14 protein-coding genes are annotated in these 15,345 nt (G+C 73.5%); 8 read left to right on the top strand and 6 right to left on the bottom strand.

All coding sequences use genetic code 11. The features are described 5' to 3' along the window. Nucleotides 1-54: 54 nt before the first annotated feature. Nucleotides 55-453, bottom strand: a complete 399-nt coding sequence (gene secG, locus CTJ15_RS08425; RefSeq protein WP_019460316.1) for a preprotein translocase subunit SecG — start codon at nt 451-453, stop codon at nt 55-57. A 109-nt stretch (nt 454-562) separates the two neighbouring features. Continuing rightward, nucleotides 563-1,312, bottom strand: a complete 750-nt coding sequence (gene tpiA / locus CTJ15_RS08420) for a triose-phosphate isomerase (protein ID WP_208852670.1) — start codon at nt 1,310-1,312, stop codon at nt 563-565. A gap of 180 nt (nt 1,313-1,492) precedes the next feature. On the opposite strand from tpiA, the gene CTJ15_RS08415 reads away from it, so the two are divergent. From CTJ15_RS08415 to lexA, 6 genes are all read left to right on the top strand, one after another. Next, a complete protein-coding gene (locus tag CTJ15_RS08415; RefSeq protein WP_193009656.1) occupies nt 1,493-3,409 on the top strand; it encodes a peptidylprolyl isomerase in 1,917 nt (638 codons plus the stop codon). A 123-nt stretch (nt 3,410-3,532) separates the two neighbouring features. Next, nucleotides 3,533-4,549 (top strand): anthranilate phosphoribosyltransferase, encoded by a 1,017-nt coding sequence (gene trpD / locus CTJ15_RS08410; RefSeq protein WP_099781472.1) that lies wholly within the window; start codon nt 3,533-3,535, stop codon nt 4,547-4,549. 143 nt (nt 4,550-4,692) lie between these two features. After that, the gene (trpC, locus tag CTJ15_RS08405; RefSeq protein WP_026033527.1) at nt 4,693-5,487 is read left to right on the top strand and encodes an indole-3-glycerol phosphate synthase TrpC; all 795 of its coding nucleotides are present in this window, start codon (nt 4,693-4,695) and stop codon (nt 5,485-5,487) included. A 65-nt stretch (nt 5,488-5,552) separates the two neighbouring features. Beyond that, entirely contained in the window at nt 5,553-5,984 is a 432-nt protein-coding gene (gene moaC / locus CTJ15_RS08400; protein WP_237719416.1) for a cyclic pyranopterin monophosphate synthase MoaC, read from the top strand. Nucleotides 5,985-6,000: 16 nt separating this feature from the next. After that, nucleotides 6,001-7,206, top strand: a complete 1,206-nt coding sequence (glp, locus tag CTJ15_RS08395; RefSeq protein WP_099781470.1) for a gephyrin-like molybdotransferase Glp — start codon at nt 6,001-6,003, stop codon at nt 7,204-7,206. Between the two features lie 138 nt (nt 7,207-7,344). After that, nucleotides 7,345-8,070 carry a transcriptional repressor LexA gene (gene lexA / locus CTJ15_RS08390; protein WP_075823688.1) on the top strand — a complete coding sequence of 242 codons (726 nt, stop codon included), beginning with the start codon at nt 7,345-7,347 and terminating at the stop codon, nt 8,068-8,070. On the opposite strand, the gene CTJ15_RS08385 is transcribed toward lexA, so the two are convergent. After that, entirely contained in the window at nt 8,064-10,343 is a 2,280-nt protein-coding gene (locus CTJ15_RS08385; RefSeq protein ID WP_099782119.1) for a ComEC/Rec2 family competence protein, read from the bottom strand. The genes lexA and CTJ15_RS08385 overlap by 7 nt on opposite strands. A 151-nt stretch (nt 10,344-10,494) precedes the next feature. Between CTJ15_RS08385 and gltX the strand changes: the two genes are divergently transcribed. Continuing rightward, nucleotides 10,495-11,877 (top strand): glutamate--tRNA ligase, encoded by a 1,383-nt coding sequence (gltX, locus tag CTJ15_RS08380; RefSeq protein WP_019460677.1) that lies wholly within the window; start codon nt 10,495-10,497, stop codon nt 11,875-11,877. A gap of 110 nt (nt 11,878-11,987) precedes the next feature. Here the strand turns inward: gltX and dapA are convergent, their stop codons facing one another. The 3 genes from dapA to CTJ15_RS08365 all read right to left on the bottom strand — a co-directional run bounded on the left by dapA (nt 11,988) and on the right by CTJ15_RS08365 (nt 14,682). After that, entirely contained in the window at nt 11,988-12,989 is a 1,002-nt protein-coding gene (dapA, locus tag CTJ15_RS08375) for a 4-hydroxy-tetrahydrodipicolinate synthase (RefSeq protein ID WP_226946088.1), read from the bottom strand. A gap of 12 nt (nt 12,990-13,001) precedes the next feature. Then, nucleotides 13,002-13,559: a hypothetical protein gene (locus CTJ15_RS08370; protein WP_099781468.1), complete on the bottom strand. Its 558-nt coding sequence runs from the start codon at nt 13,557-13,559 to the stop codon at nt 13,002-13,004. A 181-nt stretch (nt 13,560-13,740) separates the two neighbouring features. Then, nucleotides 13,741-14,682, bottom strand: a complete 942-nt coding sequence (locus tag CTJ15_RS08365; protein WP_019460674.1) for a LysR family transcriptional regulator — start codon at nt 14,680-14,682, stop codon at nt 13,741-13,743. Nucleotides 14,683-14,794: 112 nt separating this feature from the next. Between CTJ15_RS08365 and CTJ15_RS08360 the strand changes: the two genes are divergently transcribed. Continuing rightward, nucleotides 14,795-15,238, top strand: a complete 444-nt coding sequence (locus CTJ15_RS08360) for a DoxX family protein (protein ID WP_099781467.1) — start codon at nt 14,795-14,797, stop codon at nt 15,236-15,238. Nucleotides 15,239-15,345 lie beyond the last annotated feature (107 nt).

Genomic DNA, 15,345 nt, shown 5'->3' with positions numbered 1-15,345 from the left:
CGCGGATCAAACCCGCGCGGGTGTTGAACCGCGCGGGGATCGATGCAGGGGCCGTCAGTTGTTCGGGACGGAAGGCCCGGACGGAGTCGCCGGCAGGGCCGGCAGGGCCGGGGGTGCGCCAGGCGCCGGGGTCGTGGAAGGTGCGGCGGGCGTACCACCGGGGGTGGCGGGCGCGCCGGCGGCCGGGGGCGGGTTGTTCAGGATGGAGCTGCCGCCGCTCTGGCTGGCGCCACGGTTGATCAGCGCCAGCGCCATGGCCAGCACCATGAAGAGCGTGGCCAGAACCGCGGTGGAGCGGGTCAGCAGGTTGGCGGTGCCGCGCCCGGTCATGAAGGCGCCCATCCCCTGGGAGGAGCCGATGCCGAGGCCGCCACCCTCGCTGCGCTGGAGCAGCACCACGCCGATCAGCGCGAGGGCGACGAAGAAGTGCAGGACGAGCAGGACGGTGGTCATGGTGCCCGGCTTCTAGCCGCCCCGCGTGACCGTTGCTACCCCGGCCGAGCGGCCCGGCCGGGGTTTTGCGCCCGAATCCCGCGCATATCCCGACCGGTCCGGGCCCGGATCAGCCCGCCGCGCCGGCGGCGATGGCCAGGAAGTCCGCCGCCACCAGCGAGGCGCCGCCCACCAGCGCGCCATCCACATGCGGCAGCGCCAGGATCGCCTTGGCGTTGGAAGGCTTCACCGAGCCGCCATAGAGCAGGCGGGTGCCCTGCCCCGCCTCGCCGAAGCGGGCCACCAGCTCCTGCCGCATCCGGGCATGCATGGCGGCGATGTCCGCCTCGGTGGGCGTCTTGCCGGTGCCGATGGCCCAGACGGGCTCATAGGCCACCACGCCCTTCGCCGCCGTGAAGCCGTCCGGCAGGGAGCCGGCGATCTGCCCGGCCACCACGGATTCGGCCTCCCCCGCCTCCCGCTGGGCCAGGCTTTCCCCGACGCAGACGATGGGGACCAGCCCGGCGGCGATGGCGGCCTCGGCCTTGGCCTTCACCAGCGCGTCCGTCTCGCCATGGTCGGCGCGGCGCTCGGAATGGCCGAGGATCACATAGGCGCAGCCGGCATCCGCCAGCATCGGGGCGGAAACGTCGCCGGTATGGGCGCCCTTCTCCTCCGGCGAGCAGTCCTGCGCCCCGACCGCGATGGGCTGGAAGGCGATGGCGGCGGAGGCCGCGTGGATATGCACGAAGGGCGGGCAGACCAGCAGGTCCACGGCGCCGGTCACCGCCCCCGCCCCTTGCCGGACCGCGTCGGCGAGGCCGGCGGCCTCCCGGGCGGTGCCGTTCATCTTCCAGTTGCCGGCGATCAGCGGGCGGATGCCAGGGGTCATCGAAACCTCTCCGAACGTTTCATTCGCTCTCCCCGGCGGTATCCCGGCCGGTGGAGGTTTGGCAACTCCGCCCGCCTCCGGTAAGGCGTGCCCCCGACCCGGCGTACCATGCCGGACCCTTCTTCTTTCGGGCGCCCCCGGGCCGCCTCAGGGACTTGCCGGACCGAGATGCTCACCGCCTTCCGCCGCCTCGCCGGGACATGGTTCGCCAAGGGCCTGTTCCTGCTGCTGATCCTTTCCTTCGGCATCTGGGGGATCGAGGACGTCGTGCGCAATTTCGGCCGTGACAGCGCCGTGGCGCGCGTGGACGGGCAGCCGATCGAGCTGGCCGAGGCCCAGCAGGCGGCGCGGCGGCAGATGGCGCAGCTGCAGCGGCAGCTCGGCCCGGACTTCGCCGTCAACGATGCCGTGCGGCAGACCGCGGCCCAGCAGGCGGTGGCGGCCCTGGTCAACCAGCGCATCGCCTCGGCGGAATCCGACCGCATGGGCATCGCCGCCTCCGACCAGGCGGTGCGCGACTACGTCTTCGCCATCCCGGCCTTCCAGGCGGGCGGGCAGTTCAGCCGCCCCATCTTCAACCAGTTCCTGCGCGGCAACGGGCTGGACGAGAACGGCTTCCTGGCCCTGGTGAAGCGGGAGCTGGAGCGGCAGCAGATCATCACCTCGATCCGCGCGGGCATCCACGCCCCGGATGCGCTGGTGAAGCCCCTGCTGGCCCAGGCGGGCGAGCGCCGTGTGGTGGAGCTGGCGACCCTGCCGCTCTCGGACGCACCGGAGCCGCCGGCCCCGACCGGGGAGCAGCTCCGCCGCTTCTGGGAAAACAACCCGCAGCAGTTCTCCACCCCGGAATACCGCACCGCGACCGTCGCGCGGCTGGCCGCCGAGATCGTGATGAAGGACGTCCACGTCACGGACGAGGAAATCGCCCAGGCCTATGCCGCCGCCGGCGACCGCTTCCACGCGCCGGAGCGCCGGACGCTGGAGCAGGTTCTCTTCCCCACCGGCCCCCGGTCGGAGGAAGAGGCGAAGGCCCTGGCCGAGGCCTGGAAGGGCGGCGCCGGTTTCGCCACGATCAGCGAGAAGGCGAAGGCGGAGGGCGGGCAGCCGGTGGAGCTGGGCACGCTGTCCCAGGCCGAGATCCCCGTGCCGGAACTGGCCCGGGCGGCCTTCGCCACGCCGGAGGGCGAGGTGTCGGCGCCGGTGAAGTCCTCCTTCGGCTGGCATGTGCTGAAGGTGGCCAAGGTCGATCCCCCGGCGGTGCGCGGGCTGGACCAGGTGCGCGACGAGCTGCGCAACGAGCTGGCCCAGAGCAAGGCCGCGGACATGGCCTTCGAGCGCATCAACGGCGCCGAGGACGCGCTGGCCGGCGGCGCGAAGCTGGCGGAGGCGGCGAAGCAGTTCGGCATGGAGGTCGGCACGGTGACGGTGGATGCCACTGGCCATGCCCCGGACGGGCAGGCCGCCACGCTGCCGGTGCCGGACTATGCCCGGGACGAGACCGTGGCCGCCATCTTCGCGGCGCAGCCCCGGCAGCCCGCGCGGATGGAGGAATCCAAGGCCGGGGCCGGCTTCGTGGGCGTCGAGCTGGATTCGGTCCAGCCCCCCGCGCCCCGGCCCTTCGAGCAGGTGGTGGACGCCGTCCGCGCCGCCTGGACCGAGGATGCCCGCGCCCATGCCCAGGAGGAGAAGGCGGCCGCGCTGCTCGGCGCGGTGAAGGACGGGCGCAGCCTGGAGGATGCGGCGAAGGAGGCCGGGGTGATCGCCCTGCGCAGCGATCCCTTCGGCCGCGACGGGCGCAACGAGGCCGGCCCCCGCGTGCCGCCCGAGCTGCTGAACCAGATCTTCGGCACGAAGCCCAAGGACGCCACCATGGCGCGTACCGCCCAGGGCTTCGCCGTGGCGCAGGTGCTGGAGGTCACGCCGGGCGACGTGAACGATGCCACGGCCCTGCGGGCCTTCCGCGGCCGGATCGAGAACGGCATGGGGGACGAGCTGGAGATCCAGTACCTCAACGCCTTGCGCGACCGCACCCCGGTGCAGATCAACGAGGCGCTGCTGCCGCAGGTCGCCGGGGGGATGCCGTGATGCCGCACGCCCCGCTTGATCACGGCGCCGGGAGGCGGAACACTGTCCGGCCATGATCCTGGCCATGATCCCCGACGCCGCCCTCCCCCGCCCCCTGCCGGCCGGCCCGGGAAGGGGCCGGCCATGAGCGAGACCTCCCTCAAGCCGGTGCTGGCGCGCGTTGCCCAGGGCGAGACGCTGGACGAGGGCGAGGCGGAGCGGGCCTTCGGCATCATCATGAACGGCGAGGCCACCCCGGCGCAGATCGCCGGGCTGGTGATGGCCATGCGGCTCCGCGGCGAGACGGTGGCGGAGATGACCGGCGCGGTCCGCGCCATGCGCGCCCGCATGGTGCCCGCCGAGGTGCCGCCCGGCGCGGTGGACATCGTCGGCACGGGCGGCGACGGCGCGGGGACGCTGAACATCTCCACCGCCGCCGCCATGGTGGTCGCGGGCTGCGGCGTGCCGGTGGCCAAGCACGGCAACAAGGCCCAGTCCTCACGCTCCGGCACGGCGGATGCCTTCGCGGCACTGGGGGTCAACCTCGACATCCCCTTCGAGCGCATCCCGGCGGTGATCCGCGAGGCCGGGATGGTCTTCCTGATGGCGCAGCGCCACCACGCCGCCCTGCGCCACGCCGCCGGGCCGCGCGTGGAGCTCGGCACCCGCACCATCTTCAACCTGCTGGGGCCGATGGCCAATCCGGGCGGCGTGACGCGCCAGATGACGGGCGCCTTCGCCCCGCAATGGCTGCGCCCGATGGCCGAGGCCCTGGGCCGCCTGGGCAGCGAGCGCGCCTGGCTGGTGCATGGGCAGGGGCTGGACGAGCTAACCGTCAGCGGCCCCAGCCAGGTGGTGGAGCTGCGCGACGGGCACCTGCGGGAATTCACCGTCTCGCCGGGGGATGTGGGCCTGCCGGTCTCCCCCGTGGAGTCCCTGCGCGGCGGCGATCCGGAGCGCAACGCCGCGGCGCTGCTGGCGCTGCTGGACGGTGTCGCCAGCCCTTATCGCGACTGCGTGGTGCTGAACGCGGCCGCGGCCCTTGTGGTGGCGGGCCGGAGCGACGATCTGCGCGAGGCGGCCCGGATGGCCGCCGCATCCATCGACCAGGGCGCCGCGCGCGGCGTGCTGGAACGTCTTCGCACCGCCACCGCATCCTGACCACCCCCCGGCCCCTCCGGCACATGCAACCCGGAGCGGCGGCCGAAGCTTGACGAGGCGGCGTCACACGCCGCAGGAACCGTTCCATGGACCAAGCCTCAACGCTCGCGGCTCCCGAGACCCGGAGTGCCGCCAACCGCGACATGCCCGACATCCTCGCCCGGATCATGGCCGAGAAGGCCGTGGAGGTGCAGGCGCGGATGCACGAGATCTCCCGGTCCGAGATGGAACGGCGCGCCACCGCGGCCCCGGCGCCGCGTTCCTTCACCGGGGCGCTGTGCAAGTTCCTGGGCGAGGGCCGCACGGGCCTGATCGCCGAGATCAAGCGTTCCTCCCCCTCTGGCGGGCTGATCCGCCAGGACTTTTCCCCGGCGAAGCTGGCCCGGGCCTATTGCGATGCGGGCGCCGCCTGCCTGTCCGTGCTGACCGACGCGCCGCATTTCGGCGGCTCGCTCGAATACCTCGCCGAAGCCCGCGCCGCCTGCGAGTTGCCGGTGCTGCGCAAGGACTTCATGCTCGACCCCTACCAGGTCTTCGAGGCCCGGGCCGCCGGGGCCGACTGCATCCTGCTGATCATGGCCGCTATCACCGACGAGCAGGCGCATGCGCTGGAGGACACGGCGCGCAGCCTGGACATGTCCGTGCTGGCCGAGGTGCATGACGAGCGCGAGCTGGACCGCGCGCTGGGGCTGGAGACGCGGCTGATCGGGGTGAACAACCGCGACCTGCGCACGCTGCGGACGGATATCGCGGTGACCGAGCGCCTCGCCCCGCTGATCCCCGCCGACCGCATCCCCGTGGGCGAGAGCGGTATCCGCACGCCCGAGGACGTCCGCCGCATGGCCGAGGCCGGGGCGCGCTGCCTTCTGGTCGGGGAGCACCTGCTGCGCCAGCCGGACGTGGGAGCGGCGGCCCGGACGCTGATCGAGGCCGGTTGAGCGGCGGCGAATCCGAGGGCGCCCCCGGCTCCCTCACCCATTTCGACGCGGCCGGAAAGGCCGCGATGGTCGACATCTCGGCCAAGGCGGTCACCGAGCGCCGCGCCACCGCGCGCGGCCGCGTCGTGATGCGGCCGGAAACCCTGGCGCTGATCCGCGAGGGCCGTGCCGGCAAGGGCGACGTGCTGGGCGTGGCGCGGCTGGCCGGCATCATGGCCGCCAAGCGCACCGCCGACCTGATCCCGCTCTGCCATCCCCTGCCCCTGACCTCGGTGAAGCTGGAGCTGGAACCGGTGGAGCCGGATGCGGTGGAGATCGCCGCCACCGTGTCCACCGCCGGGCGCACCGGGGTGGAGATGGAGGCGCTGACCGCCGCCACCGTGGCGGCCCTGACCGTCTATGACATGTGCAAGGCGGTGGACCGGGGGATGCGGATCGAAGCGGTGCGCGTGGTGCACAAGTCGGGCGGCAAGTCCGGCACTTTCGAGGCCGACTGAAAGGGTTCCAGCGAGGATGATCCCGGTTTCCGAGGCGCTGCGCCGTATCCTGGATGCGCTGCCCCCCGTTCCGGCGGAGACGGTCAGCCTGCCGGAAGCCTGGAACCGCGTCCTGGCCGCGCCCGTGGCGGCGCGCCTCACCCAGCCGCCCGCCGATGTCTCGGCGATGGACGGCTATGCCGTGCGGGCCGCCGAGGCGGTGGAGGGTGCCAGCCTGGCGGTAACCGGGGCCGCACCGGCGGGCCATCCCTTCGCCGGCACGGTCGGGCCGGGCGAGGCGGTGCGGATCTTCACCGGCGGCTTCGTGCCGGAAGGGGCGGACGGCATCCTGCTGCAGGAGGACGCCACCGCCGAGGGCGCCCGCGTCACCGTGCGGGAGACCGTGCGCCCCGGGCGCTGGATCCGGCGGCGCGGGCTGGACTTCGCCGCCGGGGAGGAACTGCTGTCCCCCGGGCGTCGGCTCACCGCGCGGGACATCGGGCTCGCCGCCGCCGCCAACCATCCCTGGCTCGCCGTGCACCGCCGGCCCCGGATCGGCATCCTGGCCACGGGCGACGAGATCGCCCTGCCCGGCGACCCGCTGCCGCCGGGCGGCATCGTGTCCTCCAACGCCCATGCCCTGGCCGCCCTGGTGCGCGGCGCGGGGGGCGATCCCGTCATCCTGCCCATCGTGGCGGATGATTCCACGGCCATCGCCATGGCGGCCCGGGCGGCGGAAGGCTGCGACCTGCTCGCCACCACGGGCGGCGCCAGCGTCGGGGAGCATGACCTCGTGCAGTCGGCGCTGGGGCCGCAGGGCTTCGCGCTGGATTTCTGGCGGATCGCCATGCGCCCCGGCAAGCCGCTGATCTGGGGGCATCTGCGGGGCGTGCCGCTGCTCGGCCTGCCGGGCAACCCCGTCTCGGCCCTGGTCTGCGGCGTGCTGTTCCTGCGCCCGGCCATCGCGCGCCTCGCCGGCCTGCCGGCGGGCCCCGCCCCGACCCGGCTGGCCCGGCTCGGGCGCGGCCTGCCGGAGAACGACCGACGGGAGGACTACCTCCGCGCGAGCCTGGAGGCCACGGGCGCGGACCTGCCCGTCGCCACGCCCTTCGCGGCGCAGGACAGCTCAATGCTCAAGACCCTGGCCCGCGCCGATGCGCTGGTGTTGCGGGCCCCGCACGCCCCCGCCCTGACGGCGGGCGAAACGGTGGAAATCATCGACCTCGCGGCGCTCGGGGTCTGATCCGGCGCCTCCCTGACCCTTCCGTGATGGCGGAACACCTGTGGAATCCGGGGATAAACTTGACGACAAGCCAGGAACTTATCTAGAACAAGCAGATAACGTTTCCTCTTTGTTCGCCGCCCGGTTGGGAGATGCGCCATGCTAACGCGGAAGCAGCACGAGCTTCTCGTCTTCATCGACCGGCACCTGCGCCAGACCGGCTTCTCGCCCTCCTTCGAGGAGATGAAGGAGGCCCTCAACCTGCGCTCGAAGTCCGGCATCCACCGCCTGATCACGGCACTGGAGGAACGCGGCTTCCTCAAGCGACGCGCACACCGGGCCCGGGCGCTGGAGGTGGTGCGGCTGCCGGACAGTCTCGCCCCGGGCAAGGCGCCGTCCCGGGCGGCGGCAGGTGCCGCCGGGTCTCCCGGGGGGGCTTCCAACGTCATCCGCGGCAACTTCGCGCCGAACCTGGCGGGGGTGCCCTCCCCGGCCGAGCACAGCACCGTGCAGCTTCCGCTCTATGGCCGCATCGCCGCCGGCCAGCCGATCGAGGCGCTGCGCGACACCGGCGGCAGCGTGGAGGTTCCGGCCTCGCTGCTCACGGGCGGCGAGCACTATGCGCTGGAGGTTTCTGGGGATTCGATGGTCGAGGCCGGAATCCTCGACAACGACACGGTGATCATCCGCCGGGGCGAGACGGCCGAGAACGGCACCATCGTCGTGGCGCTGGTGGACGATGCCGAGGTCACGCTGAAGCGCCTCCGCCGCAAGGGCAATTCCATCGCCCTGGAGCCCGCCAACGCCACCTACGAGACCCGGATCTTCGGCCCTGACCGGGTGAAGGTCCAGGGCACGCTGGTCGGGCTGCTGCGCCGCTACTGACCTGTCCCGGGGGGTGATCCGGGGGGTGATCCGGGGGCTTCCGCGGGATCGGCGGCCATGTCCGTCCCGCCCTCGTCCTCCTGCGCCGGGGCCTCGCGCGGCCTCGGCTTCGGGACCGGCGGCACCCAGGGCCGTTCTCCCCGCAGCATCCGGTCCGTGACCACCCTCGCCCCCTCCGGGCCGAGGAACACCGCCTGGGCGCCGTCACGCCAGACGCTGAAACGGTCCACCACCAGCGGCGCCCGTCCGGTGCGGCAGCGGCCACGGACCGGCTCGGCCGAGACCAGCACCGCCACGCTGTCGCACCAGGGTTCCATCCGGATCGGCGCCGCCGCCGCGCCCCGGCGCGTCTTCACCTTGCGCAGCAGGGCAATCGCCGGCGCCCCGGGCCGGGGCCGCAGCAGGCAGTGGTCGGCGGCGCAGCGCAGCCCGGCTTCCACCCTTTCCTCTTCCGCCGGCAGCGGGGCGAAGCCCGCCTCCCCCCAGTCGCGCAGCCAGCTGTCGCGCGCGAAGCCGTTGCTGCCCGAGCCGCGCTCCAGGAAGACGCCTTCCGGGCTGCGATAGGCGATCAGCCGCGCATCGGCCGAGACCAGCAGGTCGGGTTGCGGCACCGTCGGCCCGGAGAACAGGCCGAGCAGGATCAGCGGCACCCCGGCCCAGCGCCAGCGCGTGCGCCAGAGGCAGAGCCAGAGCATCCCGAAGCTCGCCAGCAACAGGCCCCAGGCGGGAATCGGCGACGCGATGGCGGCCGCTCCGGGCCAGGAGGCGACGCGGCGGGCGGTGGCCAGCACGATCTCCGTGCCCCAGCCCATCGGCACCAGGGCCAGCCATTCCAGGCGGAAGGGCATCAGCAGCACCGCCAGCATCCCCGCGGGCATCACCAGCAGCGAGGTCACCGGCACCGCCACCGCATTCGCCACCACGCCATAGAGCTGCAGCCGCCCGAAATGGTGCAGGCCGTAGGGCATGGTCGCCAGCCCGGCGAGCAGCGAGGTGAGCGTCAGCCCGAGCACCGCCACCAGCCCCCGCCGCCAGGCCTCGCCCTGGCCGCGCAGCCGGTCCAGCGGGGCGCGCATCGCCTCCCACCCGGCGATCAGCGCCAGCACGGCGGCGAAGCTCATCTGGAAGGAGGGGCCGAGCAGCGCCGCGGGCTGCCAGGCCAGCACCAGCGCGGCGGCCAGGGCCAAAGCGCGCAGCGACACCACCCGCCGCCCCAGCAGCATCGCCAGCGTCGCCAGGGCGGCCATGGCCAGGGAGCGCAGCATCGGAACCTGCGAGCCGGTGAGCACCGTATAGCCCGCGCCGAGCAGCAGCCCCGTGGCGGCGGCGACGGACTTGCTGTCCACCCGCAGGGCCAGGGGCGGCACCAGCGCGACCAGCAGCCGCACCACGCTCATGCCCAGCCCGATCACGATGGCCACATGCAGACCGGACACGGACAGCAGATGCGCGAGGCCGCTGTCGCGCATCGCCGCCACGGCCTCGTCCGGGATGGGCGTCTGGCTGCCGGTGAGCATGGCGCTGGACACGGTGCCCGTCGCGCCGCTGCCGAGCACGGCGAGGACGCGCTGTTCCAGCAGGCTGCGCAGCCCGGCGAAGCCGCTCCCTCCCGGCGATGACGGCGCGGCCTCCAGCCTTTCGACGGCGGCGAGGGCCGAGGCGCTGCCGGCGCGGCCCTCGAAGAAGGCGGCTCGCTGGTAGTCCCAGGCGCCGGGGGCCGGGGGCGGCGGTGGCGGCCGCAACAGGGCGCGCACCCGTAGCCGGTCGCCCGGCGAGACGGGGGTCTCGTCGCCCTTCTTCAGCCGGAGGCGCAGGCTGCGCTCCAGCGCCGGCTGCCCCTCGCCCGGCCTGGCGCCGGTCAGCACGACGCGCCGCCCGCCCGGCAGGCGTTCGACCGAATCCACCGTGCCGGTCAGGATCACCGCCCGGCGCGGCAGGTCCGGCACGGGGGGCAGGCTGGCGCGCGCCCAGACGGCCAGGGCGAAGCCCAGCGCGACAGTGCCGGCCAGCCCCAGCAGCAGGCCGGGCAGCGGTGCCCGCCGCCACAGCCAGAGCGCCGGGGCCAGAAGCGGCCAGGGCAGCCAGAGCCAGGCTTCCGAAGGTTCCATGGGCAGGGCGAAGTAGAGCAGGATGCCGGTGCCGAGCGCGACGGCGAACCAGGGCGGGACGCGACTCCATTCCGCCTGCAACAGGGTGTGGAACCCTTCGCGCAGGCGCGTGGCGAGGCTGGGCCGGGCCTGCCGGCCCGGTGCGAGGAGGATGGTGGAGGACAACAACCCAAGGTTGTTTCATTCCGGTCCTGAGCGCAACTCTCCGTGAGGGTCTTCCTGCCGGGACGGGGCGCCCCGTCCCGCCGCCGCCGCATTCCAGCGCCGGCGGCGTCCCGTCTTCAAACCGGTCCGGACAGGATGCTAATCAGCCGGAATGACCGTCCGCACGCGCTTCGCGCCCTCTCCCACGGGCTACCTCCATATCGGCGGGGCCCGCACCGCGTTGTTCAACTATCTCTTCGCCAGGCACCATGGCGGGCAGTACCTGCTGCGCATCGAGGATACCGACAAGGCCCGCTCAACGCCGGAAGCGGTGCGGCAGATCCTGGAAAGCCTGGAATGGCTCGGCCTCTCGCCCGACGAGCCGCCGGTGATGCAGTCGTCCCGCGAGGCACGGCATGCCGAGGTGGCGCGGCAGCTCCTGGCCGAGGGCAAGGCCTATCTCGCCTTCGACACGGCCGAGGAACTGGCCTCGATGCGCGAACAGGCGATGAAGGAAGGCCGCCCGCCCCGCTACGATGGCCGCTGGCGCGACCGCGACCCCTCCGAGGCGCCGCCGGGCGTGCCGGGCGCCGTGCGCATCAAGGCGCCGCGCGAGGGCGAGACGGTGGTCCGCGACCTCGTGCAAGGCGAGGTGCGGGTGAACAATGCCGAGCTGGACGACATGATCATCCTGCGCTCGGACGGCACGCCGACCTACCAGCACGCGGTGGTGGTGGACGACCACGACATGGCGATCACCCATGTGATCCGTGGCGACGACCACCTGACCAACACCTTCCGCCAGATTATGATCTATGACGCGATGGGCTGGCCACGGCCGGACTTCGCGCATATCCCGCTGATCCATGGCGCGGACGGGGCGAAGCTGTCCAAGCGCCATGGCGCCGTGGGCGCGCTGGAGTTCCGCGACCAGGGCCTGCTGCCGGAGGCGGTGTGCAACTACCTGCTGCGGCTGGGCTGGGGCCATGGCGACGAGGAGATCGTGCCGCGCGACCGCGCCATCGAGCTCTTCGAGCTCCGGGATGTGGGGCGCTCGGCCAGCCGCATGGACTACACCAAGCTGGCGCATCTGAACGGCGTCTATATCCGCGATGCCGATCCCGACCGGCTGGCGCGGGAGGTGATGACGCGCCTCGCCAAGCGGGGCCTGCCGATCGACGATGCCGGCGCGGCACGGGTCCGCGCCCTGGTCCCCAGCCTGCAGCCCCGCGCCCGCACGCTGGAGGAGATGGCGGACGGCGCCGCCTTCGTGCTGGAGCGGCCGGAACCCGACGCCAAGGCGGCCGGGCAGCTCAACGAGGAATCGCGGGCGCGGCTGGCCGCCCTGGCCGGGGCGCTGGAAACGGTGGAATGGGATGGCCCGGCGCTGGAAACGCTGCTGCGCGAGCAGGCCGAGGCGCAGGGCGTGAAGCTGGGGGCGCTGGCGCAGCCGCTGCGCGCCGCGCTGACCGGGCGCACGCAGTCGCCGCCGATCGACGCGGTGCTGCTGGCCCTGGGCCGCGAGGAAAGCCTGCGCCGCATCCGGGCCGCCTGAACCGCGCCATCCCTCCCGCGGCCCGGCCGGCGGGATGGCGCGCCCGTCCCGCCGGCCGGGCCAGCAGGACGATGTGGAAGGCCGGGAGGCTTCCCGGCCTGGCCTCGCTCCTAGTGGAGCTTGCCGGGCATCGCTTCCGCGCCCGGATGGACGGGGCGGGATGCCGGGAACGGCATGTCCTCCGGCCGGGCCGCCAGCAGTTCCTCCTGCGGAAGAAGCGTGCCGAGAAGCCGCTCCAGTGCCATCCGGGTCTCCACGCGGGCGCGGATCAGGGGCAGGCGCGGCCGGCCATCGCAGAGCCGCAGGCTCTCCAGCCCGGCCTTGAGGGGCACGGGATTGCTTTCCGTGAAGAGCGCCTCATGCAGCGGCGAAAGGCTCTGGTGCAGCGCGGCGAGCATCCCGGCGTCACGGGCCGCCCAGGCCCGGTACTGGGCCGTGCAGAGCGCCGGCAGCAGGTTGGCGGCGACCGAGATGCACCCCGCCCCACCCGCCAGCAGGTGCGGCACGGCGGTGGCGTCGTCGCCCGAGAGCTGCGGGAAATCCGCGCCGCAGAGGCGGCGCAGCCTCGCCGGGCGGCCGATATCCGCCGTGGCATCCTTGAAGGCCTGGACCAGCCCGCCGTCGCGCAGGGACGCCACGGTCTCGTCGGCGATGGCGACGCCTGTCCGCGATGGCACGTCGTAGAGGACGAGCGGCAGGCCACTGACGGCCGCCACGGCCCGGACATGTGCGCGGATGCCATCCTGGCTCGGCCGGATATAGGGCGGGGCGGCGCAGAGCAGGCCCGTCGCGCCGCCCCGGGCTGCGGTGGCGGCGAGTTCCACCGCGGCCTGGGTGCAGCCACCGCCGACGCCGGCGATCACCCCCGCCCGATGGCCGACCGCCTCGGACACGACGCGCAGCGCCCTGGCCTGCTCGACCGGCGTCATCGCGGCCGCCTCGCCGGTGCTGCCGCAGACCACCACGGCGGAGGCCCCGCGCGTGACGCAGCGTTCCGCCAGCCGGGCGAGGGCCGCCTCGTCCAGTTCCCCGTCGCCGGGGCGGAAGGGCGTGGCGAGGGCTGGAATCCAGCCTTCCAGGCGGGGAAGGAGATACGCGGAGGCTCGGCCCATCATCGCCGTTCCTCAGCGCGCCGGGTGCCGGCCCGGCAACGGCGCGTGCAGCCGGCAGGTCACCACCACCGCGCCGTCCGGCCCGGACGCGACATGCACCGCCCTGAAGCCATCGCCGCGCAGGCGCCGGACCAGCGAGAGGGCCACGCCCCTCGCCTTCTCGCCGAGCAGGCGCAGGGCCAGGCGGCCGCCGGACGCGCCTTCGGACAGGGCATGGCGGGCGGAGCGGGCCACCGACAGGGCCTCGTCCTCGCTGTGCAGGCGGGGCGCCACCACGACCTCGGCCGCGACAGGATGGGCCGGGGGATCGGTGACGCAAGTGGCCGAACGGCAGCCCCGGCGCACCGTGGCACAGAGCAGGTCGGCGCTGCCGCCACCGATGATCAGCACGCGGTCGTGCGGCTGCGTCTCCACCGCATCGAGGAGATCGCCGCCCGGCGCCGCGCCAGGGGCGAGCAGGCGCTGCAGCCGCGCAGGGCGGCTCAGCAGGGCCAGGGGGAGCGGGACCGTCCGGGCCGTGGAGGCCTGGGAGGGCCGGGGCGCGGGCGCCGCCGTGCGGATGTTTGGCATGCGGGAAGAATAGGCCCGGCCATGTAAAGGCGATATTTGCCGCATCGGCCGTCCGCGTAAAGAAGGCATAAAGACCGCGGCGCCGATGGGCCGCGGCCCCAAGTAATCCGCTGGCCGCCTCATTGGCGGGACGGAAGCGGGCCGCGTGCATCTGGCGCCGGCGCTTCTCCGGGGGTCCGGCTCACCGCCGGGGCAGGTTCTTCTCCCAGGGTGGTTCCGGCACCCAGGCCTCCGCGAGATATGCCACCATCGCCCTTGTCTTGGCGGGCGCCTGCCGTCCCGCTCCTGCCGGCAGTGGCGGCTGCACGGCATGGATGCCGAGCCAGCCCATCGCAGGCTGGTCCAGCCCGATCTCCACCAGCCTGCCGTCGCGCAGGGCCTCGTCGAGCAGGAAGACCGGCTGGTAGATCAGCCCGTGCCCGGCGATGGCGGCCTCGCGCAGCGCATCGCCGTTGTTGGCCCGCAGGCTGCCGCCGACCGGTACCGGGACCTGCCCCTGCTCCCCGAAGACCCAGCGATCCGGGCCCATCGCCTCCGACAGCGTATAGCCGAGGCAGGCGTGCCGCCGCAGGTCCTCCACCCGCCCCGGGGTGCCATGCGTGGCGAGGTAGGAGGGCGCGCCGCAGACCGCCATCCGCACCGGCGCCAGGCGCCGCGCCACCAGGCTGCTGTCGCCCATGCGGCGGATGCGGATGGTCAGGTCCCAGCCTTCCTCCACCAGGTCCACCAGCCGGTCGTTCAGGCCCAGCTCCACGGTCACGCGCGGATGGCGGCGGCAGAATTCCGCCAGCAGCGGCGCCACATGCCGCGTGCCGAAGGAGACCGGCACGTTGAGCCGCAGCAGCCCACGCGGCTCCAGCCGGTCGGCGGAGACGGCGCGCTCGGCCTCCTCGATCTCCGGCAGCAGGCGCAGGCAGGAATCGAGGAAGCCCCGCCCCGCCTCGGTCAGGGAAAGCCGGCGTGTCGTGCGGTGAAGGAGCCGCACGCCGAGGCGTTCCTCCAGCGCCGCGACATGCTTGGTCACCATGGTCTGGGACAGGCCCAGCGCCCGGGCGGCGGCGGAAAAGCTGCCCAGCCCGGCCACCCGCGCGAAGACCTGCATGCCCGTCACGCGATCCAGCATCGGCCCGGCCCACTCTCCCGGTGTGAGGTGAGTTCCGGAATAGACCGATTATCCCCCGGCCGGCGAGGGTGCATCTCCACCGGCACAGATTGCGACGGAGAACCCTCCCCCGATGACCGCCCCTCACACTGCCCTCAACACCGCTCCCTGGGGCGCACTCCTCCTGCGGCTCTCGCTCGGCGTGCTGTTTCTGGCCCATGCCGGGCTGAAGATCCTCGTCTTCACTCCCGCCGGCACGGCCGCCTTCTTCGGCAAGCTCGGCCTGCCGCCGGCCCTTGCCTATGCCACGATGGCCGTCGAGGTCCTCGGCGCCATGGCGCTGATCCTGGGCGTCTGGGCCCGGCTGGCCGCGCTGGTGCTGATCCCCGTGCTGCTCGGCGCCATCCTCACCGTGCATGGGGCCAACGGGTTCTTTTTCACCAATGCCGGCGGCGGCTGGGAATACCCCGCCTTCTGGGCCGTAGCCCTCTTCGCCCAGGCCCTGCTGGGCGATGGCGCCCTGGCGCTGAAGCCGACCCCGCTGCCCGCCGCACCGCGCCAGCCGGTGCATGCCTGACGCGACGGACGGCGCGGAGCGCTTCCCCGGCGGCCCGCGCCCTGCCTGAACCTCCTGCCACGCCGCGCATCGAAGCGGCCGTGGCGAAGCCCGCCAAGGAGACGCCG

It is taken from the genome of Roseomonas sp. FDAARGOS_362 (assembly GCF_002754815.1).
GTDB lineage: Bacteria > Pseudomonadota > Alphaproteobacteria > Acetobacterales > Acetobacteraceae > Roseomonas > Roseomonas mucosa.
Note: the sequence above shows the minus strand (reverse complement) of the source record. Positions and strands in the feature narration are given on the sequence as shown.

Coding starts and splice junctions, on each gene's coding strand:
- secG (WP_019460316.1), bottom strand. CDS start 453: ATGACCACCGTCCTGCTCGTCCTGCACTTCTTCGTCGCCCTCGCGCTG.
- CTJ15_RS08415 (WP_193009656.1), top strand. CDS start 1,493: ATGCTCACCGCCTTCCGCCGCCTCGCCGGGACATGGTTCGCCAAGGGC.
- trpD (WP_099781472.1), top strand. CDS start 3,533: ATGAGCGAGACCTCCCTCAAGCCGGTGCTGGCGCGCGTTGCCCAGGGC.
- trpC (WP_026033527.1), top strand. CDS start 4,693: ATGCCCGACATCCTCGCCCGGATCATGGCCGAGAAGGCCGTGGAGGTG.
- moaC (WP_237719416.1), top strand. CDS start 5,553: ATGGTCGACATCTCGGCCAAGGCGGTCACCGAGCGCCGCGCCACCGCG.
- glp (WP_099781470.1), top strand. CDS start 6,001: ATGATCCCGGTTTCCGAGGCGCTGCGCCGTATCCTGGATGCGCTGCCC.
- lexA (WP_075823688.1), top strand. CDS start 7,345: ATGCTAACGCGGAAGCAGCACGAGCTTCTCGTCTTCATCGACCGGCAC.
- gltX (WP_019460677.1), top strand. CDS start 10,495: ATGACCGTCCGCACGCGCTTCGCGCCCTCTCCCACGGGCTACCTCCAT.
- dapA (WP_226946088.1), bottom strand. CDS start 12,989: ATGGGCCGAGCCTCCGCGTATCTCCTTCCCCGCCTGGAAGGCTGGATT.
- CTJ15_RS08370 (WP_099781468.1), bottom strand. CDS start 13,559: ATGCCAAACATCCGCACGGCGGCGCCCGCGCCCCGGCCCTCCCAGGCC.
- CTJ15_RS08365 (WP_019460674.1), bottom strand. CDS start 14,682: ATGCTGGATCGCGTGACGGGCATGCAGGTCTTCGCGCGGGTGGCCGGG.
- CTJ15_RS08360 (WP_099781467.1), top strand. CDS start 14,795: ATGACCGCCCCTCACACTGCCCTCAACACCGCTCCCTGGGGCGCACTC.